Source organism: Ruegeria sp. AA6 (assembly GCF_056542865.1).
On record NZ_JBQGAN010000006.1, the window covers coordinates 194,813 to 215,253 of the forward strand.

Genomic DNA, 20,441 nt, shown 5'->3' on the forward strand with positions numbered 1-20,441 from the left:
AGTTGTCACAATTCTATGGTGTCAGCCTTGCAAAAGGCATTGATGTTTATGCTAAAAAATTGGGAGATATCGATATGGCCACAGGTCTGAACCTGAGCACTGCCACTGTTACAATCTACGGTGACTGGTTTGGCCCAAATTTTGTAAACGGACTTGCTCAACAGACTGATTCCTACTCCGTTGTGTCGGATACTTTGGCGATGCTGACATTCGAAGGTGGCTTCAATTCGGATATCACATACGTACAGTTGGTATTTGGCACGGGTTTCGGAATTGACCCGGACACTGGCCGGTTTACGGGTCAGGTTAGCTATTATTATGCCTATGAAGAGGAAAATCCGCAAAATGCCTGGAGTTTCACGGGGCTGAACGCGGCGCTAGACACGCTAAACTCAAACGCGCAATCCACAGAGGTCACATTCGGCGATTTGCTCGTTGTCCCTTTGCAGTACGATTTCATCGGCGCTGCGGGCGAGGACGTATACATAACAGGTTCGTTTAATGACCGAGCACAAGGCTTTGAAGGAAACGACCGCTTTTTTGGCCTTACGGGTGATGACACTTTGATAGGCGACGAAGGAAACGACGTTCTTTTTGGCAACGAAGGAGCGGATCGGCTGTACGGTGGCGACGATGCAGACACGCTTTGGGGTGGTGACGACAATGACGTACTTTCGGGTGGATCAGGGGCTGACAGTTTAAACGGCGGCGGCGGCAACGACACGGTAGGAGGCGGTGCCGGAAATGATATAGTCGACGGCGGCGGCGGTAACGATAGTATTTATGCCTCTGATGGGAATGACATTGTCGCTGGGGGCGCTGGTCAGGATATTGTTTACGGTGGGACAGGTGACGATGAAATCACCGGAGACCTCGCATCAGACGACCTGAAAGGGGGTAAAGGCCAAGATTCCGTTTGGGGCGGAGACGGATCGGATACGGTTGAAGGCGGAGACGGCAACGACTCGCTTGGCGGAGGCAACGGATCGGACAGCTTACTGGGTGGTGATGGCAACGATACCATTTGGGGCGGCGATGGGTCGGATACAGTTGAAGCTGGCGAAGGAAATGACAGTGTTCACGGCGGCGATGGCACAAATATTCTATATGGCGACGAGGGTAACGACACAGTTATAGGCGGAACCGGTTCCGATGAGCTTTTTGGTGGAGCTGGTGACGATAGCATTGTGGGTGGGGCAGCTCCTGATTTTATAATTGGGGGCTTTGGCAAAGACACTCTTTCAGCCAACACTCCTGGCGGCGACTTCACTTCGGATACCTTCATTTTCGAAGATGAATTTGGGCACGACACAATAACCGATTTCGAAATTGGTTTTGACGGCATCTTCTTTGCTGTGGGAATTGATAGCAGCATGGTGACAACCAAAAAGGTGGGGTCAGACGTCCGGATTGAGGTCACATTAGGTGAAGGTCAATCCATTCTGGTAAAAGATGTTGCCGACAGCTTTAGCGAAGACATCGACATAAACTACCTGCTGTAGAGAGTTTTTGGCGCTCCGCTTTTTTGCTGCCATCGTGCAACGACCTTTCTTGCAGTTGGTCCCCTTCATGCATTTTCAGGACGGAATACCGCTCAAGCAATAGACCCACCGCTGGCGATAAAACGTTTGCCGTTGGACAGGCAAAATTGTTGGAATCTACTGGGATTGAAAACTCATTCCGTTTTCAATTCCATTCAGTCGATCAAGTATACCGCTTCGCCGGTGTCTATTGCTTGCTGCGCCGCTTGCCCCATCCTAACAGCCCAGAGACCGTCCTTTAAACTCACCTCCGGGTTTGCCTTTTCGCCACGAAGCACAGCCAGAAACTTTTCATGCTGATAAAAGGTTGACCCGTTGTGGTCCCCGGCCGCCAGCAGCTTTGGGTCAACCGGGATATCTTTCGAAGTCGGACCCTTCGGATCACGCGGGCTGACGATGACTTGCGGAACCGGTGGTTCACCCAGATGATCGGGCCAGAACCGACCCGGTCCAGGGACGAGCGCTTCGATCTTGGCCTTTGACCCGACTGCCGAAACCTCTTCCTGATAACGCGAGCCTTCGGCGAACATGCAAAGCTCCAGCATCGCGCGGGAACCATTGGCGAAATCGACCAAAACATAGCCGTGATCCAGAATGTCAGGCGTCTCGCCATCATAGTCTTCTTCCAGATGATTCACGGCCTGCCCGCCACTTGCAGTGATACGAACCGGATCAGAGCCGATGATCAGCCGCATCAGGTCGAAGAAGTGGCAGCATTTCTCGACAAAAGTTCCGCCCGTATTGCGGTTGAACCGGTTCCAGTTGCCGACCTTGCCCAGAAACGGAAAGCGATGTTCGCGGATTGAGAGCATCTGGACGCCGCCCGTCACATCAGCCTGGTCGATCAAAGCAGCAATGGGCGGCATGTAACGGTACTCCATCGCAACCCAGATCGGGTGCGGATAGTCCCGCTGCACCTGCTCAAGCCGCGCTGCGTCTTGCGGATTGGTGAACAAAGGTTTCTCGACCAGCAATGGCAAAGGGCGGGTTTCCGCGATCTCGCAAATTTGGTCCACATGCAGATGGTTTGGGCTGGCGATGACGATACAATCCAGATCCTCGATCGCCAGAAGCTCTTGCACTGAACCTACAAACGCAGCGGACGGCGCAATTGCCTGTGCTGCTGCGGCCATCTCTGGATCGGGCTCATATATCGTCGACACACGCGTGCCTTCCAACAGGGCAATATTGTGCAGGTGCTCTTGCCCCATCATGCCGCATCCAATCAGCCCGTAATTGATGGTCCGGGTCATGCGCGTTTCCTTTTACTTCAAACGTTGGACGTAGTTAGCCCGATCAGGATCGAACCATGTTTTCGAGAATTCAACGGGTTCTGCGTTTTCCGACCAACTGAACCGCTCAATATACCCTGCCGCTTCGCCTGCGGTCTTGGTGAAATCCGGCGGGGTCCATTCCGGTAGCGGGCGAACCGAAACCCTGTCTTCGGCGCGCATAATCCAGAAACCCAGTTGGCGCTGATAATAGCGGTAAAGAGAGTCAGACAGCAGGCTTCGGTCGATCAGACCTACTGATTCGTCGAGCCAAATTTCTTCGACCGCTATGATTGTATCATTCAAGTAGCGCATCCTGCGCACACGCGAACCGGTGCCGGAATTCCCGAAATCTGGAAGATCGGACGGCTTCCGCAAATGATCAACCGACAAGATATCCGCGCGTGGCAGGCCACCACCTTGGGGAAGTTCCAACCTGAACATCGCGTAAACGCTGTTTTGGGTGCCAGTCTCGCGGATGTAGTTGCCCGACCCCTGAATACGCTCCAGCATCCCCTTTTTCTCTAGCTCTGCGAGCGATTTTCGCAACGTCCCCACCGAAACATTCAACTGTACCGCCATGTCGCGTTCTGGCGGCAGGCGCTCTCCGTCGATCAGGCGGCCAGCGGCTATATCACGGATCAGCAGTTCCGCGATCTGAATGTAAACCGGCAGGGCATTCGGGTTTCGGTTCGAGGCTGGCACGGTGGACGCTTCACTCGGTCGCAGGAAAAATTGATACACTATTGATCTACATCAATGCGCTTGCTACGCAAGAGGAAAGTCAAAGATGTACGGAGCGTGAATCAAATGAGCATCGTCCCCATCACATCCCCCGATCTGGATGCGGCTGAGGTGTCGTGGTTTGCTGCGCTGTGTTCCGACGATTACCAGTTCCTTGGCGTGCCCGATGGCGATCTGCGGTCCAGCTGGGAGCATTGTTCCGGCATCGTGAAAGAGGCCGAGGCGCAGGGGTTCCGCAATATCCTGTGCCCGTCGTCTTATCAGGTTGGTCAGGACACGCTGAGTTTTGTTGCCGGTTGCGCACCGATTACCGAAAAGATCAACTTGCTGGCCGCCGTGCGATGCGGTGAGATGCAGCCAATCATGCTGGCCCGCACCATCGCGACGCTGGATCACATGCTGAAGGGGCGGTTGACGGTCAACATCATTTCCTCAGACTTCCCCGGAGAAAAAGCCGACAGCGCGTTCCGCTACCAACGCTCGCGCGAAGTGGTGGAAATCCTGAAACAGGCGTGGACGCAGGATGAGATCAACCACGCAGGTGAAGTATATAGCTTCTCGGGACTGACCACTGACCCGGCCAAGCCCTATCAGAGCGGCGGACCGCTGCTCTACTTTGGTGGCTATTCTCCGTCCGCCTTGGACCTGTGCGGCGAGCATTGCGATGTCTATCTGATGTGGCCCGAAACCAAAGACCAATTGGAGGGGCGGATGAAGGCCGTTCATGCGGTCGCCGAGACCTACGACCGGACGCTGGACTATGGCCTGCGTGTCCACATGATCGTCCGTGATACCGAAGCCGAGGCGCAGGAATATGCCGACTACATCGTCTCGAAGCTGGACGATGACTATGGCCGTGCCATCCGGGAACGGGCGCTGGATGCGACCTCGTTGGGTGTGGCGCATCAGGCCAAGAACCGCGATCTGGCGGATGAGTATGGCTATGTCGAACCGGGCTTGTGGACCGGCGTTGGACGTGCGCGATCGGGCTGCGGGGCGGCTCTGGTCGGGTCGACGGATCAGGTCATGTCCAAGATCGAAGAGTATCAAAAGATGGGCATCCGCGCCTTCATCTTCTCGGGCTATCCGCATATGGACGAAGCCCGTCATTTCGGCGCCCGCGTGTTGCCGAACCTGAAAACCTGCTCCCTTCCCGAAGCTTACGGAAGGGTCCCCAAGACGACCCCGGCGACTCCGCTGGGCAACGGAGTACGCCGCTGATGCAACGTGTGAAACTATCTGAGTCGCTGGACATGAGCCGCCTGGTCTATGGCATGTGGCGGCTGGGCGATGACACGGATACGTCTGCGGACCATGTCGAGGCCAAGATCCAAGCCTGCCTTGATCAGGGTATCACCACATTCGATCAGGCCGACATCTATGGCGATTATAATGCCGAGGCCGTTCTTGGCGCCGCCCTGCGCGCAAACCCTGCGCTACGCCAGAAGATGGAGATCGTCACCAAATGCGACATCGTCGCTCCCTGTGGTCGATATTCCCACGCAAAGGTCAAATACTATGACACCTCGCGGGCACATATCCTGAAATCGGTCGACACCTCGCTGACCGAAATGGCAATCGACCATATCGATCTGCTGCTGATCCACCGACCCGATCCGTTCATGGACCACAATGAAACCGGGGCTGCACTGGATGAAGTTGTCGCCAGCGGTAAGGTCGGCGCGGTTGGCGTGTCAAACTTCCGCCCTTGGGATTGGAACTTGCTGCAGTCAGCAATGAAGACGCAACTGGTCACCAATCAGATCGAGATTTCGCTGGGTGAGATCAGCCCCTTCACCAATGGTGATCTGGCATTTCACCAACAGCACGGTCAGCCGGTCATGGCGTGGTCGCCGCTGGGTGGGGGCGTATTGATGGCAGGCAACCCTCCGGTCGGCGTGGTCGCGGATGAGATAGCTGCAGAGTTCGGCGTGGATCGCGCGGCTGTGGCGATTGCCTTCCTGCTGGCGCATCCGGCAGGTATTCTTCCGGTCCTTGGCACCAATAATCTGGACCGCATCAAAAGCATTTCCGACGCTTTGAACGTTACATTGGATCGCGAAAGCTGGTTCCGCCTTTATGAGGCGGCGCTGGGGCATGAGGTACCATGATGAACGCAATCTCTAAGGACATGACCCACACTTTCGTCCCGCACAAGGACGACACCCGCACCTTGCGCGACGCTTTTGGCCGATTTGCCACCGGCGTCACCATCGTAACCTGCGACAGTGCGGACGGCCCGGTCTGCATCACGGCCAACAGTTTCTCGTCCCTGTCGCTGGACCCGCCGCTGATCATGTGGGCGGGCGACCGCAATTCTCGCCGCTTCCCCTATTTCCACAAGGCCCGTCATTTCAGCGTCCACGTACTGTCGTCCCGACAGGCCGAGCTGTGCTTTGGCTGCTCGAAAGACGCCTTCGCCTTGCGGGATATTGACCATGACCGCTGTGAAAACGGCACACCGCTGCTGTCGGATTGTCTGGCAAGGTTTGAATGCGAGCAGCACGCGTATCACGATGCGGGCGATCACGTGATTGTGGTGGGCAAGGTTCTCAAGGCCAGCATGGCGGACGGAGACGCGCTGACCTTTTACGCCGGAAAACTCGGCCAATTCGCGCAGAAATAAGTGCGATCTGATGACTGCGGGGCCAACCCGCAGCTGAACAAGGGAGGATCCGCATGGGCGGATTGACATCGGTGCTTGCGCCGATTGCGTTCGTGAATGAAACCGCGCTGCGTCTGGGCCGTGCGGTTGGTATCGTTGCGATTGCACTGATGGTTATCGCGATCCTGATCCAGGTATTCTTTCGGTACGTTCTGGGCAACGCTCTGCCCTGGCCGGATGAGGCCGCGCGGTTCTGCATGTTGTGGATGACCGGCCTGATGGCGCCCACGGCCTTCCGACGCGGCGGCTTTGTGGCCATTGATATGGTGCCGATGATGTTGCCACGCGCTTTGGGTCAGGTGCTAATGCTGTTCCTGCTGGTCGTGTCGCTGGCGGTTCTGCTGGTGGCTGTCAATATCGGCTGGTCCGAGGTCACAGGCTTTGGCGGTAAATTCGCCACCGCCGCGCTATACCTGCCGACCTCCTTCGGGTTCGACGAATGGTACCGCATCCCGCGCAGTTGGATGATGGCCTCACTGTTGGTCGGGGTTGTCCTTCTGATTGCTGTGAATATCGAGCTGATCCTGCGCTCGGTCATCACTCTGCTGGGTGGCGGCGACCTGCTGCCAGAAATCGCTGACGCACCAGTGGGGGCTGAATAAATGCTGATTTGGTTCCTCCCCACTTTCTTGATTTTCCTGATGATCGGCCTGCCGGTCTTTTTCGCGCTGCTGGCCGCGCCGGGCATCCTGCTGTGGCTGAACGGCCAGACCAACGACATCACGCTGCTGTATCGCAATGTCTATAACGGCATGGACAGCTTCCCGCTGATGGCGATCCCCTTCTTCATGCTGGCCGGAGAGTTAATGAACCGTGGCGGTATCACCATCCGTCTGGTCGAGTTTTCACAGGCCCTGATGGGACATCTCCGGGGCGGTCTGGCCCATGTGAACGTGCTGAGCTCGATCTTATTCGCGGGGCTTTCGGGCTCTGCTGTGGCCGACACTTCGGCGCTCGGGTCAATGCTGATCCCAGCGATGGAGAAACAGGGTTATACCCGCAAATTCGCCGCTGCGATCACGGCAGCCAGTTCGGTGATCGGCCCGATCATCCCGCCTTCGGGCATCATGATCATCTACGCCTATGTCATGGGCGAAAGCGTCGCGGCCTTGTTCCTTGCCGGTATCGTACCCGGCGTGATGGTTGGCGTCGGCCTGATGCTGATGATTAAGTTCATGGCCGACAAATACGACTTTCCGGTTGCCAGCCGCAAATACACGTGGCCCGAACGTCGTCAGGCCAGCCTCAAGGCGTTTTTCCCACTGCTGACGCCGGTGATCATTCTTGGCGGCATTCTGGGCGGTATCTTCACACCTACCGAGGCCGCCGCAGTCGCCGTGGGGTATGCCTTTATCATCGGCTTCTTCGTGCTGCGTACCCTAACCCTGAAAGAAGTCCCCGAGATCCTCAGCAATGCCGGTCTGACCTCGGCCGTTGTTCTGCTGCTGGTCGGGGCGGCCATGGCGTTCAAAACTGTGGTCAGCCTCAGCCATGCGCCGGAACAACTGGCCTCGTTGATCCTCAGCCTGTCGGAGAACCCGCTGATCCTGCTGTTCCTGATCAACCTGCTTTTGTTCATCGTCGGCATGTTCCTTGATGCAGGCCCCGCGATCATTATCCTTGGCCCGATTCTGGGGCCCATCTTCACCAGCCTCGGGGTCGATCCGATCCATTTCGCCATTATCATGAGCGTCAACCTGACAGTCGGCCTCGCCACGCCACCCATGGGGCTTGTGCTGTTCGTGGCCGCCGCCGTGTCGCGTGAAAAGGTTGAAACCATTGCCAAGGCAATCCTGCCATTCCTGGCTGTCGAAATCATAGTGATCTTCCTGATCACCTATGTTCCCGCAATCTCCATGACGATCCCGAGGATAACGGGATTTGCAAACTGAACTGAGTATCACAGGGAGGAAACGCATGCTCAGAGACTTTTTCAAAACCGCAGCGGTGGCCACATCGCTGCTGGCCGCGTCCGCAATCACAGCTACAGCGGCTGATTTCACCCTGCGTGCCACGGCCAATTCGAACGAAAACGACGAAGACTATGACGGCCTGATCGTCTTTAAGAACTACGTCGAGGCAGCCTCGAACGGCGCAATCGAGGTTGAGTTGTTTATCGGCACGCAGCTGTGTTCGAACGGTGCAGAATGCCTGCAAGGCGTGGCCGAAGGTCAGATTGATATTGTGATTCAGACCTCGGGTGGCACGTCGGGCATCTTCCCCTTCGTTCAGGTTCTGGACTTGCCCTACCTGATGTCGGATGACCGCGTCGCCGAAGCAGCGCTGGCCAACGGCTCGCCATTCGTAACCAAGATGCAAGAAATGGTCGCCGAAAACTCGGGCGGTGCTCTGCGTCTGATGACGATTGGCAACACAGGCGGCTGGCGCAACTTTGCCAACACACAGCGCCGCATCCAAAGCCCCGGCGACATGGAAGGTTTGAAGATCCGCACCGTGGTCGCTGATCTGCCGCAGGAACTGGTCAAAGCACTGGGCGCGGCCCCGACACCGATCCCATGGCCGGAGCTGTTCACCTCGTTCCAAACCGGTGTTGTTGAAGGATCAAAAAACGGCATCACCGACATCATGAGCATGAAGTTCCCCGATGCCGGTCTGAAATACGTCACACTGGATGGGCACGCCTACATGGGTGCGCTGTGGTTCATGAACAACGAAAAGTTCATGTCGATGCCGCCTGAGCTGCGCAATGTCATCGTCGACGGGTTCTATCAGCTTCAGCAGGCGACATTCGCCTCGCCCAAGCGCAAGTCGATCCAGGCTTATGAGGAATTCGTTGCCGAAGGTGGCGATCTTTATGTGCCGACACCGGAAGAAAAGGCCGCGTTCAAGGAAGCAGCGGCACCTGTCTATGATTGGTTCAAGGCCAATGTTGACGGCGGAGAAGCTGCCTTTGACGCCTTGGCCGCGGCGGTTGCCGAGGCCGAAGCCGAGATTGAAGCGACCCGCGCAGCTGAGACTCAATAAGGCGGTCTGACAAAAAAATACTGCGTGCGGCCCGGCCGCGCGCGGATTTGCACCCCTCGCCGGAGATACCCTTATGCTCGACCAAACCGATGCATTTCGCCGCCAAGGTTACCTCGTCTTCGAGAACGCGCTAAACCCGGAAGACTTGCAGATGCTGCGCGGCACCTGCGACACGCTTCTGGAAGAGCCTGCCCACGACGGCGGCGGCAACGTGCACAAAATAGGATTGGGGGACGCGCGCCGCTTTCTGCGCCACCGGCACCCTGAATTCCCTTCGCTTGAGGATTTTCTGCTGGGCAGCAAAATTGCCGAGATCACCAATGCTTGCGGGATCGAAGATCCGATGCTGTTCAATGAACAGTTCGTGGTCAAGGGCGCGGGCAAGGGCGCGAGCTTTGCCTGGCATCAGGACGGCGCCTATGTCGGCTTCAATCACACACCCTATCTGACCGTTTGGATCGCAGTGGACGATGCAACCGAAGAAAATGGATGCGTCTATATCCTGCCGCGAGACCTTGACGCTGAACCGGGTCTGGATCGGCATGAATGGCAGGACGACAGCAACGAACTTAATGGGTATTTCGGCACGGAAACCGGAACACCGATGACCTGCAAGGCGGGCACGATCGTGGCCTTTTCAAGCCTCACGCTTCACAGCTCGGGTGCGAATACCACGGCCAACCCGCGACGGGCCTTTGTGTGCCAATATTCCTCGGGTCCGATCATCGACCCTGACACCAAGGCCCCAAAGCGGTTTGCGAAACCCTTGCGAGTTTGATCCATCACCTAAAAGGGTACATCCACCCTTTGTAATCATTGACCAGAACATGCGCCTTTTCGATTTGCTCCGGCGACATTTTCTTGACCACTTCTTCAAGGCTGATCGCCGCGTCGGGATCGCCACCAATGGCGCTGAGCGTGTACCACATATAAGCCCTCACCAGATCGGGCGCAGGCATGCCCAGACCCAGCTCATAGTACCAGCCAACACCCGACTGCGCCCCCGGGTGCCCTTTCATCGAGGCGCGCAGATACCACTCGAACGCGCGTTCATAGTCTTGTTCGACCCCAAGACCCAACCCGTACATCACACCGATCAGTTCCTCAGCATCGGCATTTCCCGACCGCGCGGCTGGGAGGAGTTCTTCGCGCGCGGCTTCAAACTGTCCGTCCTCCATCAGATCACGCGCCTGTTCCAGTTCTGCCCAAGCCGGAGAGGTAAACAGGCAAAGGGCAAGTACAAGCTGGCGCATGGGGTGGTTGCTCTCTTCTGGGTCGGGGCCGCTGCGGCGCAGGATTTGCCACGCCCGCTGACCGATGATGATTTTATCCCCTTTGATATTGAACAGGCCGCCATCGGTCATCAACTGTTTTACGACCCGATCCTGTCCGGCAACCAGAACATCTCTTGCGCCCATTGCCACCATCCAGATTTTGGCACCTCCGACGGGCTGTCATTGGGGATTGGCGAGGGCGGTCAAGGGCTTGGACCGGATCGCGTACCGGGCATTGGGGCCGACAAAATACGCAAACGCATCCCCCGAAACTCGCCGGGTTTGTGGAACCTTGGGGCAAAGGATATTCACACGGTATTCCATGACGGCCGCCTTAGCATCTCGGATGTTTACGGCAACGGCTTCAACTCCCCGGCGCAAGAATGGCTGCCGGATGGGTTGAACTCTTTGCTTGCCGCGCAGGCCCTGTTTCCCCTGACCTCGCAGTTCGAAATGGCGGGGAACGTTGCCGAAAACCAAGTCACAGGCGCGGTACATGACCGTATCGACAAGGGTTGGCCGATTTTGGCGAAACGTGTTCGCACTGACCCACGCTATGGCCCTGCAATGGTTGCTGCCTTTGATGAGGTTGAGACCGCCGACGAAATCACGATTACCCAGATCGCGAACGCGCTTGCGGCATTTATGGCCATTGAGTGGCGCAGCACCGACAGTCCATTTGATCAATACCTGGGCGGCAACTCCGGGGCGCTGTCTGCCGACCAAAAGAGGGGCATGGCTCTGTTTTACGGAAAAGCGAAGTGTTCCTCTTGCCACTCGGGCCCGTTGATGACGGATCAGAAGTTTTATGCGCTGGGATTGCCACCCTTTGGTCCCGGCCGAACCCGGCAATGGGACCCTTATGCCCGAGACGTCGGGCGTATGGGTGAAAGCAACCGCCTGGAGGATGCTTACAGGTTCCGCACCCCTATGCTACGCAACGTGGCCCTGACCGCGCCCTACGGTCACAATGGCGCCTTTCCCGATTTGGAAAGCATCATTCGCCATCACCTGAACCCGCAAGCAAGCCTAGAGAAATGGAAACCTCAAATGGCTGCATTGCCAGAAGTGCCATGGTTACAGAAAACGGATTTTTTAGTTTGGAAAGACCGTTTTGAAATGGAGCGTCAACGCAACCAGATCGACATTGAACCGCTCGAACTCACGGAGTTGGAAATCCAGAACCTGATAGCTTTTCTACATTCTTTGACAGGTTCCGGCGTGCACTCACCGCAATTTGGAGTGCCCAAAGGATTTATTCCTTAACCATCCCGCGCGTCGCCAGTGCTGTTGGACAAAATCAAACCCGTTCGATCCAGGAATTAGAACTGGCCTTTACTGGCTGAGGTCCTTCCTGCCCTCAATGTTGTCAACTTTGTTTTCGGGGGAACGCCTGCACTTTAGTCACCGTTCCAAGGAGGACTCGTGGCGAATTTTTCTCGAAGTATGTTAGTCAGATCACTTGCTCTTCGAGAAAGCGGCCGGACGCTGGGCCACACCAGTTCAACCATTCGCTCATCAATGCGATAGCCACCCAGGACCGCCTCAAGCGAACCATCGCGGATCGCGTCGCTGCAGGCGTATTTGGGTTCCAGGCAAACACCTAACCCGGCTTTGGCCGCCTCGATCAGCATCTCTCCGTTATTGGCAATAAAGCGTGGGGAAAGACGTACTTCGACGGTGCGATCGTCGGGGCAGGTAATGCGCCAACGCGTTGGATCGCCCCCGGTCTTGTAAACGATGGCCGGCAAACCCTTAAGGTCTTCTGGTTTGTCGGGTCGACCGAATTCATCCCAAAAACAGGGGCTTGCGGTAATGAGATGCTGACTGGGAAACAGAGGCTCAGAAATAAGCGCGGGATCATCCGTGTGTCCGATGCGGATCGCAAAATCGAAGCCTTCCTCGACGAGGTTGACAGCCCGATCCCCCATGTCGATATCAAACTGTATTCCTGGATGTGAAGCTGCATAGGTGTTCGCAATCGGCGCCAGGTAACGCAATCCGAACGCGGGCGGGCAGGCAATACGTATCGGCCCCGAGACCGAACCTTCGAGACCAGAAATCTCATTGTCCGCTTCCCTCAAATCCGACAACAAACGAATGCAGCGATCATAGTACATCCGCCCTTCTTCAGTGGCTTTAACACCCCGAGAGGAACGCCGCGTCAGCTTTACATTAAATCGCGCCTCCATCTCGTCGACCCTTCGACTTATCGCCGAGATCGCCACACCTTGTCTTTCTGCGGCCGCAGAAAACGATCCGGTTTCTATCACCGCGACAAATGCTTGAATCTCAGCAAATCGATTCATCTAATTTCCAATTTTTAGAAAGCGTCTGTCTAAATTATAAATCTACCACAAATTTTTTGAAAGCCTATGTTCGCGACATTCAACACGTCAGCAAAAAGGGCCGTTCGTGGATCACTGCATAACACACCGCTCTCATCCGGTTCCAATCACCATGTTCGCCATTTTGTGGCTTGTGGGGTGGGCATTGCGTGTTCCAGTGCTGGCAGCCCCACCATTGGCAACGCGCATAGCCGATGCATATGGCTTGGATACGGCAGGCATCGGGTCCCTGACCATGTTGCCGGTTATCGCCATCGCTTTTGGTGCAATCCCTGCGGCGATGATCATTGCGAGGTTCGGACTGAAGACAGCCATCATCGGTGGGCTTCTGGTGACAGCAGCGGCGTCCAGCGCGCGTGGTTATGCTCCCTCCGGCGCAGCGCTGTTTTTGGTTTCTGTCCTTATGGGGCTGGGCGTCGCTGTGTTCCAAACGGCTTTACCTGCTGCCACGCGGGCCTGGACGCCGAGCCACATAGCACTTGGAAGCGCCGTCTACCTGAATGGCATGATGGTTGGAGAGATGTCTGGTGCTGGCTTGACGCTCCCTGTTGTGTTGCCGATGGCCGGGGACGATTGGCGCATAGCTTTGGTGCTTTGGTCTGTGCCGATTGTGCTCATTGCCTCGGTAGTGGCATTTGTCAGATCGTCTAAAGGCAAGGAAATTCCGTCAGAGAGTGCGACGGACGATAATGTCCCGGCAACTTCGCTGCCGCGCTGGAATGACCGTCTCGTCTGGCGATATGGGTTGCTTCTTGCCGGTTCGGTCGTGGCCTTCTACGTCATCAATTCTTATGTCGGTGCAATCCTGCAGGATCGAGGGGAGATCGAGGCACTTGCAGGTCTTCTCTTCGCTTATAACGCGACCCCGCTTCTGGCCTCGTTTGTCGTCCTTGCTGCTCCGCGGTGGATCGGCAAGCGTGCGCCAATTGCAGCAACGGCCTTGTTGTCCGCGGTGGGGCTTGCCGGGTTTACCTTTCTTTCGGGATGGACATCCTGGGTTGCGGCATTGCTAACCGGCTTTGCGGCTTCGGTTGAATTGATCCTTTTGGTTTCACTGCCAGCGGTTATCGCCAAAGGGCATGCCGTCACCCGGCTTAGTGCGGGCATGACACTGGTTGGCTATGGCATTGCCTTTGTGTTGCCACTTGCAGGCGGATGGCTTGCCAAACGTTTGGATTGGTTAGAACTCGCGCTCATTCCATCCTTGTTGTTCACGGTCGCCGCACTGTTTGTTATTGGAAAAGACCACCATTAGTGGGCTTCAAGTGCATGCAAGCTGTCAGAACACCTGCATTGCGTGTCTACTCGGCACCAGAAGGCGGTGGGGCTTCGATCATTTCATCCAGTATTGATCCGGCCTCATAGCCCAAAAGATCCACTTCCATCCGTGCCGGGTCTCCGAATGCCCATGCGCCGACATTTCGCTGCATGATCACGTAACCCACGTGGCTTGCCAGTGCATCTGTCCCATGAGCGTTTTCGGCAAACATCACTTGGCCAGCGGCGACTTTTTCAGGCATCACCCGCTGTAGATACAAAAGAACAACATTGACGTCCTCCACGCTGGATCCACCGTGATGGACTATGTACATCTTCTCCCAATCGTCCTTATCCATTTCAGCACGAGCCTGGGTAACGGCTGAATGGAGCGCGGTAAGCTCTGCACGCGCGGTTTCACGCATGTTTTCGACCCATATTGGCCGCGTGTCGTTGATAATCTTAGACACCGCTTCGCGCGTGAGTTCTCCTTGGTTCAGCGCCTGTTTAGTAAAGGCTTGGGCCTTCTGAAGCATTTCCTTCTGTTTGGCCAAAGAATCCTTTGGCAGCCCTAGCCCGTCTACCGCTGCCAATAGGCTATCAATCTCGCCAGAAATCGCTGCGAACTCACGCTTCCAGCGCTCTTTTCCGGCATCGTCATCCGGCCACGGCGTCACCGCACCGATGATCCCCAATAGAACATGCGTGGTAGACTTGAGCTGCTGATAGCGCGGGGCGTTCCTTGTATATGTTGCCTCGCCGTTTTCCGAAATCACAATGACATCGCGCGCGATCACCATAATCGGTCGGGTGTCTTGCGACAGCTCTGTTTGACCGCGATGAAAAATCTTGAGCATCGCGTCATTGAAAGTGTCCACCGCTTTGTTCGCGTCACTTTGATCGGCAAACAGATGTGCCGGAATAAACAGAAAAACTATTCCTAAAACGGCAGCGAAGGCGAAGCTGCGCCGCATCCAATAAGTCTGCATGATACTCGTCCTCTGAACTACGCTCGCGTGACTACCTTACAGTGTGACGGCGCTTGCCGCGAACTCTCAATCCAAAACTCCACAAAACTGTATGATCAGTTTCGTTGCGGTCAGAGCGATCCAAACAAGCATGCTGTCTGAACACGGAGCAAGCGACAGATCGCTTTTTCCATTTAGCAGTCTCTGATCGCCAATTAAGTTCCGGTTTTCGGGCAACAGCTTGCAGAGAGAAGTGGTGCCGCTGAAGGGACTCGAACCCCCGACCCCATCATTACGAATGACGTGCTCTACCAGCTGAGCTACAGCGGCATTCGGGGCCAAACAAGGGCCTCGAAGCTTCTTCTCCTATGCCCTTATCTCTCTATACGGCAGGGCAGGCGACGCTTCGTTTAAACGGTCGCAGAGGCACACGCAAGCCTCGTTCAGAGGGATATTACGCTTCAATTTCGACAGGGGTTCAAGCCCCTGATACTTCCAATCCCAGAACCCTCCTCCATCCAATTGCGTGCTTCGAGTGTGAATTTTTTGCGACAGCCCGCGCGGCCGATTGACGAGTTACCTATATTTCAATATTTCATGAAATATGATAGAAGAAATTACAAACCAATTGGCCATCCTCGGCCACCCGCAGCGCATTACGGTGTTTCGCATGTTGATGCGACGCTTTCCTGACGCTGTGCCTGCGGGTGAGCTGGCAGCAGAGTTGAATATCAAAGCCAGCACCCTGTCGAACTACCTGAACGCGTTGCAACGCTCGGGATTGGTGACACAGGAACGGTCGGGAACGTCACTGCTCTATTCCGTTGAAATGAAGAACGTGCAGCAGATGCTGGATTTTCTGGTCCTCGATTGCTGCCGTGGTCGCCCTGATATTTGCATGCCCTTTAACCAAGGAAATGACGCCATGACGGACCGCAAGTTCAATGTACTGTTTCTGTGTGTGGGAAATTCCGCCCGTTCGATCTTTGCCGAATCGCTTCTACGCGAATTGGGCAGCGAGCGGTTCAATGTATATTCCGCCGGAACGCAACCAACCTCTGAACTCAACCCCTTTGCTGTGCAGGTCTTGAAGGACAAGGGGCACGATACCTCGGTATTGCGATCCAAACACATGTCCGAGTTTGCCGCCGAGGACGCCCCGGAAATGGATTTTGTTTTCACGGTCTGCAACCAGGCAGCAAACGAGGAATGCCCAGCTTGGGAAGGCCAGCCAATCAGCGGCCATTGGGGCATGGTCGATCCGGTCAAGGCCACTGGCACTGACGCCGAGAAGAGCCTGGCCTTTCAAAACGCCTATGGCGCGCTAAAGCGCCGGATCGAGGCCTTCACCTCTCTGCCGGTCGAAAGCCTTGACCGGATCACATTGCAATCCGCTGTCGATGACATCGGCAGAACGTCACTTGAGGACACGAAATGACGACTTACGCACTGAACGGCCTGGGCCGGATGGGGAAACTGGCCCTGAAGCCGTTGCTGGAAAAGGGCGCCAAGATCGCCTGGATCAATGACGCGGTGGGCGACCCCGAGATGCACGCGCATCTGCTGGAGTTTGACACGGTCCACGGCCGTTGGGACGCGGAGTTTTCGCATGATGCAGACAGCGTCACCATCAACAGCATCCGCCTGCCCTTTGTCGGCACCAAGGATTTGAACGAACTGCCGTTGGACGGTGTTGATGTGGTGATCGACTGCACCGGCGTCTTCAAGACCGAGGCCAAGCTGGCCCCCTATTTCGAAGCGGGCGTGAAAAAGGTCGTCGTGTCAGCCCCTGTCAAGGACGGCCCGACCGCCAATATCGTCATCGGAGTCAATGACGAGATTTACGATCCTGCCGCGCATCACATCGTGACAGCCGCATCCTGTACCACCAACTGCCTGGCCCCTGTGGTCAAGGTGGTCCACGAGAACCTGGGCATCCGCCATGGCTCTATGACCACGATCCATGACGTGACCAACACGCAAACCATCGTGGACCGCCCCGCGAAAGACCTGCGGCGCGCACGCTCAGCACTGAATTCGCTGATCCCGACCACGACCGGCTCGGCAACGGCGATTACGCTGATCTATCCCGAATTGAAAGGCCGTCTGAATGGTCACGCAGTCCGCGTGCCGTTGCTGAACGCCTCGCTGACCGATTGCGTGTTCGAAGTGGAACGCGAAACCACCGCCGAAGAGGTCAACGCCTTTTTCAAAGCCGCCGCCGAGGGTGAGTTGAAGGGCATTCTGGGTTATGAAACCCGTCCGCTGGTTTCAACCGATTACACCAATGACGAACGGTCCTCGATCGTCGATGCGCCCTCGACCATGGTGGTGAACGGCACGCAGGTAAAGATCTATGCCTGGTACGACAACGAAATGGGCTATGCCCACCGCTTGGTCGACGTGGCGTTGATGGTTGGGGCCGCGCTGTGACCCAAAGGCCCGAAGGTTTGTCAGCCTACATTGCGGTTACGGCGGCCTATTGGGCCTTTATGCTGACCGATGGAGCCTTGCGGATGCTGGTGCTGCTACACTTTCATACGTTGGGTTTCTCGCCGGTGCAGCTGGCCTATCTGTTTGTGCTTTATGAGATCGCAGGCATTGTGACCAACCTGACCGCAGGTTGGATCGCCGCGCGGTTCGGCTTGACCTCAACCCTCTATGCCGGGCTTGGGCTGCAAGTGTTGGCGCTGTTGGCGATGACACAACTGGACCCGAACTGGACCATCGGAACTTCGGTGGCTTTTGTGATGATGGTGCAAGGGGCCAGCGGCGTGGCTAAGGATCTGGCCAAGATGTCTTCGAAATCCTCCGTGAAACTGCTCGCCCCGACCGAGGGCGGCGGGCTGTTTCGCTGGGTTGCGGTTCTGACTGGGTCCAAGAACGCCGTAAAGGGGTTGGGCTTTTTACTGGGCGCGGCGATGCTGGCGACGCTGGGCTTCATGATGGCTATTCTCATCATGGCGGCCGTATTGGCAATTATCCTGATTGCGGTGATCGTCTTTATGCCGCCCGGCCTGCCCAAAGGCCGCAAGGGCGCGAAATTCTCCGAGGTCTTTTCAAAATCCGCCAATGTGAACTGGCTGTCGGCGGCGCGTGTCTTTCTCTTCGGTGCGCGGGATGTGTGGTTCGTGGTCGGCATCCCGATCTATTTCTACGCGGTCCTGTCCGACGGCACCGAAGAGGGCAACCGCGCGGCGTTCTTCATGATCGGCACATTCATGGCGGTTTGGATCATCCTTTACGGCTTGGTTCAGGCCAACGCCCCCAAGATACTGCGCGCAACCGAACGCAGCGAAGCGGACTTGATCCGCGCGGCACGCAGTTGGGCAGTCCTTCTTTTTTGCGTTGCTGCGGCTCTAACATTGGCCGTTTTGCTGTCATCCGGCCCTGAAACCTGGCTGACAATCACACTTGTCGTCGGCCTGTTAGTGTTCGGGGCGATCTTTGCCGTCAACTCCTCGCTGCATTCCTACCTGATCCTCGCCTTCACCAAATCCGAACGGGTCACGATGGATGTCGGCTTCTACTACATGGCCAACGCAACAGGGCGCCTTTTGGGCACCGTTCTGTCCGGTCTGACATATCAGACGGGTGGTCTGCCGCTGGTGCTGGGGACCGCCGCAATCATGGTCGCCTTGGCGGCGCTGACGTCGGGCAAACTTACCGATCAAACATCTGAGGCTTACACATGAGCATCTTTGAACGCTACCTGACTGTCTGGGTTGCCCTTGCAATGGTCGGAGGCGTTCTGATCGGTCTGGCAGCCCCCGGGCTCGTCGCCTTGGTAGCTTCGGCTGAGGTGGCCAGTGTCAATCTGGTGGTGGCTTTGCTGATCTGGGCCATGGTCTATCCGATGATGGTTGGCGTCGATTTCGGAGCGGTGGCCGGAGTAGCGCGCCAGCCAAAAGGATTGATCGTGACGCTGGTGGTCAATTGGCTGATCAAACCCTTCACCATGGCGCTGCTGGCAGTGCTGTTCTTCGACTATGTCTTTGCGCCGTGGATTCAACCGGAAGACGCCGCGCAATACACCGCTGGCCTCATCCTTTTGGGTGCAGCGCCCTGTACCGCAATGGTATTTGTCTGGTCCCAACTGACCAAAGGGGACGCGACTTACACGTTGGTGCAGGTCTCGGTGAACGACCTGATCATGGTCGTGGCCTTTGCCCCAATTGTGGCGTTCCTGCTGGGGGTCACCGATATCTCGGTCCCATGGCAGACTTTGGTACTGGCCACAGTCCTCTATGTCGTACTTCCCCTGATCGCAGGCCTGATCACGCGCCGGAAACTGGGCTCGCAAGAGGCCATTGACGCCTTTTCGGCCCGCGTAAAACCGTGGTCGATCATGGGCCTGATCGCCACTGTCGTCATCCTGTTCGGCCTTCAAGGTCAGACCATTTTGGCCAAACCAATGGTGATCGCGCTGATCGCGGTTCCGATCCTGATCCAAAGCTATGGGATATTCGCACTGGCTTACGGAGCGGCTTATGCGTTGAAGGTCCCGCATCGCATCGCGGCCCCCTGTGCGATGATCGGCACCTCGAATTTCTTCGAACTGGCCGTTGCCGTCGCCATCAGCCTGTTTGGCCTGAACTCAGGCGCGGCGCTGGCGACCGTCGTCGGCGTTCTGGTCGAAGTACCGGTGATGCTGTCGCTGGTGGCATTTGCCAACCGCACCCGCGCCCGGTTTCCCGAATCCGTAGAGACACTTAGCGCAAAAGAACTCAAGTCCTAACGCGGATCAATGCGTCCCGCGCGGCACAAAAAACGGGTCTATCAAAAGAGTTTCGCTGGCTTTGTCCGGTTCAGAAAGTCGGCGTTCAAGCAAGTCGATGACATGCTCGACCGATTGGTCAATTGGGTTGTTTACTGTGCTGAGGTTGAAAAGAGGCCACCCGGCCATTTCAATGTCGTCGAACCCCACAATTGACAAAGCCCCCGGCACGTCCAGCCCCAATTCTCGTGCCGCCGACAACGCGCCAATTGCAGTTGCGTCATTGGCGCAGACAAGGGCATCCAGAGCGTGGTCTCGCAGCAGCTTTTTTGACGCGCTGTACCCAGCCTCGACCGTAAATTCGCCCGTTTCCTCTGCGATCAGGGACAATCCGGCCTGACTCAAGGCGCTCATCACCCCAGCCCGGCGCTCCTTTGACGATGCGAAGCTCGGCGCGCCAGCGATGAAACCGAAACGGGAACGCCCCTTTTGCAGTAAAACCTCGGTCGCGATCCGCGTACCGTCTGCGTTCTTACAGCAGACGTTATCGACCCCCGGTGCCTCGACAATACGGCCGGACTGAGAACGGCGGTGAGAAAGTCGACCACGGTAGCGGCGGGATAACCCTGCTGCGGGCGGCGTAAAAGTCGTCCATCTTTGCCCTTCTTTTC

General features: G+C 56.4%; 20 protein-coding genes and 1 tRNA gene. 14 read left to right on the forward strand and 7 right to left on the reverse strand.

The annotated features are described in order from the left end of the window. Window positions 1-74 precede the first annotated feature (74 nt). Complete coding sequence (locus ACR0LN_RS10740) at window positions 75-1,502, forward strand: calcium-binding protein (RefSeq protein ID WP_480429659.1); 1,428 nt, start codon at window positions 75-77, stop codon at window positions 1,500-1,502. Window positions 1,503-1,696: 194 nt separating this feature from the next. Here the strand turns inward: ACR0LN_RS10740 and ACR0LN_RS10745 are convergent, their stop codons facing one another. Beyond that, on the reverse strand, window positions 1,697-2,794 hold the full coding sequence (locus ACR0LN_RS10745) for a Gfo/Idh/MocA family protein (protein WP_480429661.1): 1,098 nt from the start codon (window positions 2,792-2,794) through the stop codon (window positions 1,697-1,699). A 12-nt stretch (window positions 2,795-2,806) separates the two neighbouring features. Continuing rightward, the gene (locus tag ACR0LN_RS10750) at window positions 2,807-3,517 is read right to left on the reverse strand and encodes a GntR family transcriptional regulator (RefSeq protein ID WP_480429693.1); all 711 of its coding nucleotides are present in this window, start codon (window positions 3,515-3,517) and stop codon (window positions 2,807-2,809) included. A gap of 105 nt (window positions 3,518-3,622) precedes the next feature. Here ACR0LN_RS10750 and ACR0LN_RS10755 point away from each other — a divergent pair, with 105 nt between their 5' ends. The 7 genes from ACR0LN_RS10755 (at window position 3,623) to ACR0LN_RS10785 (ending at window position 9,984) form a co-directional block, all read left to right on the forward strand. Then, entirely contained in the window at window positions 3,623-4,777 is a 1,155-nt protein-coding gene (locus tag ACR0LN_RS10755) for an LLM class flavin-dependent oxidoreductase (protein ID WP_480429664.1), read from the forward strand. Next, on the forward strand, window positions 4,777-5,667 hold the full coding sequence (locus ACR0LN_RS10760; protein ID WP_480429665.1) for an aldo/keto reductase: 891 nt from the start codon (window positions 4,777-4,779) through the stop codon (window positions 5,665-5,667). The genes ACR0LN_RS10755 and ACR0LN_RS10760 overlap by 1 nt, the downstream gene beginning before the upstream one ends. Continuing rightward, window positions 5,667-6,182, forward strand: coding sequence for a flavin reductase family protein (locus ACR0LN_RS10765; protein WP_480429694.1), 516 nt, complete (start codon window positions 5,667-5,669; stop codon window positions 6,180-6,182). The genes ACR0LN_RS10760 and ACR0LN_RS10765 overlap by 1 nt, the downstream gene beginning before the upstream one ends. Window positions 6,183-6,235: 53 nt before the next feature. Next, the gene (locus ACR0LN_RS10770) at window positions 6,236-6,823 is read left to right on the forward strand and encodes a TRAP transporter small permease (protein ID WP_480429666.1); all 588 of its coding nucleotides are present in this window, start codon (window positions 6,236-6,238) and stop codon (window positions 6,821-6,823) included. Beyond that, window positions 6,824-8,113, forward strand: a complete 1,290-nt coding sequence (locus ACR0LN_RS10775) for a TRAP transporter large permease (protein WP_480429668.1) — start codon at window positions 6,824-6,826, stop codon at window positions 8,111-8,113. 25 nt (window positions 8,114-8,138) lie between these two features. Then, on the forward strand, window positions 8,139-9,206 hold the full coding sequence (gene dctP / locus ACR0LN_RS10780; protein WP_480429669.1) for a TRAP transporter substrate-binding protein DctP: 1,068 nt from the start codon (window positions 8,139-8,141) through the stop codon (window positions 9,204-9,206). Window positions 9,207-9,279: 73 nt separating this feature from the next. Further along, a complete protein-coding gene (locus ACR0LN_RS10785; protein ID WP_480429670.1) occupies window positions 9,280-9,984 on the forward strand; it encodes a phytanoyl-CoA dioxygenase family protein in 705 nt (234 codons plus the stop codon). 4 nt (window positions 9,985-9,988) lie between these two features. On the opposite strand, the gene ACR0LN_RS10790 is transcribed toward ACR0LN_RS10785, so the two are convergent. Next, a complete protein-coding gene (locus tag ACR0LN_RS10790; RefSeq protein WP_480429671.1) occupies window positions 9,989-10,459 on the reverse strand; it encodes a tetratricopeptide repeat protein in 471 nt (156 codons plus the stop codon). 3 nt (window positions 10,460-10,462) lie between these two features. Between ACR0LN_RS10790 and ACR0LN_RS10795 the strand changes: the two genes are divergently transcribed. Continuing rightward, the gene (locus ACR0LN_RS10795; RefSeq protein ID WP_480429672.1) at window positions 10,463-11,746 is read left to right on the forward strand and encodes a cytochrome-c peroxidase; all 1,284 of its coding nucleotides are present in this window, start codon (window positions 10,463-10,465) and stop codon (window positions 11,744-11,746) included. Window positions 11,747-11,880: 134 nt separating this feature from the next. On the opposite strand, the gene ACR0LN_RS10800 is transcribed toward ACR0LN_RS10795, so the two are convergent. After that, entirely contained in the window at window positions 11,881-12,789 is a 909-nt protein-coding gene (locus tag ACR0LN_RS10800) for a LysR family transcriptional regulator (RefSeq protein WP_480429673.1), read from the reverse strand. A gap of 151 nt (window positions 12,790-12,940) precedes the next feature. On the opposite strand from ACR0LN_RS10800, the gene ACR0LN_RS10805 reads away from it, so the two are divergent. Then, window positions 12,941-14,083, forward strand: a complete 1,143-nt coding sequence (locus ACR0LN_RS10805; protein ID WP_480429674.1) for an MFS transporter — start codon at window positions 12,941-12,943, stop codon at window positions 14,081-14,083. Window positions 14,084-14,129: 46 nt separating this feature from the next. Here ACR0LN_RS10805 and ACR0LN_RS10810 read toward each other — a convergent pair whose 3' ends face one another. Together ACR0LN_RS10810 and ACR0LN_RS10815 are read right to left on the reverse strand one after the other, a co-directional pair. Continuing rightward, complete coding sequence (locus tag ACR0LN_RS10810) at window positions 14,130-15,074, reverse strand: hypothetical protein (RefSeq protein ID WP_480429675.1); 945 nt, start codon at window positions 15,072-15,074, stop codon at window positions 14,130-14,132. A 233-nt stretch (window positions 15,075-15,307) separates the two neighbouring features. Next, window positions 15,308-15,383, reverse strand: a tRNA-Thr gene (locus ACR0LN_RS10815). Window positions 15,384-15,657: 274 nt separating this feature from the next. Here ACR0LN_RS10815 and ACR0LN_RS10820 point away from each other — a divergent pair. From ACR0LN_RS10820 to arsB, 4 genes are read left to right on the forward strand one after another with little or no spacing between them, the layout of a single operon-like run. Then, entirely contained in the window at window positions 15,658-16,491 is an 834-nt protein-coding gene (locus ACR0LN_RS10820) for an arsenate reductase/protein-tyrosine-phosphatase family protein (protein ID WP_480429676.1), read from the forward strand. Then, complete coding sequence (locus ACR0LN_RS10825) at window positions 16,488-17,486, forward strand: ArsJ-associated glyceraldehyde-3-phosphate dehydrogenase (protein WP_480429678.1); 999 nt, start codon at window positions 16,488-16,490, stop codon at window positions 17,484-17,486. The genes ACR0LN_RS10820 and ACR0LN_RS10825 overlap by 4 nt, the downstream gene beginning before the upstream one ends. Then, complete coding sequence (gene arsJ / locus ACR0LN_RS10830; protein ID WP_480429679.1) at window positions 17,483-18,748, forward strand: organoarsenical effux MFS transporter ArsJ; 1,266 nt, start codon at window positions 17,483-17,485, stop codon at window positions 18,746-18,748. Before ACR0LN_RS10825 ends, arsJ begins: the two co-directional genes overlap by 4 nt. Continuing rightward, window positions 18,745-19,791: an ACR3 family arsenite efflux transporter gene (arsB, locus tag ACR0LN_RS10835; protein WP_480429680.1), complete on the forward strand. Its 1,047-nt coding sequence runs from the start codon at window positions 18,745-18,747 to the stop codon at window positions 19,789-19,791. Before arsJ ends, arsB begins: the two co-directional genes overlap by 4 nt. 6 nt (window positions 19,792-19,797) lie before the next feature. Here arsB and ACR0LN_RS10840 read toward each other — a convergent pair. Beyond that, window positions 19,798-20,441 (reverse strand): substrate-binding domain-containing protein (locus ACR0LN_RS10840; RefSeq protein WP_480429681.1); only part of this gene is annotated, 644 nt, incomplete at its 5' end.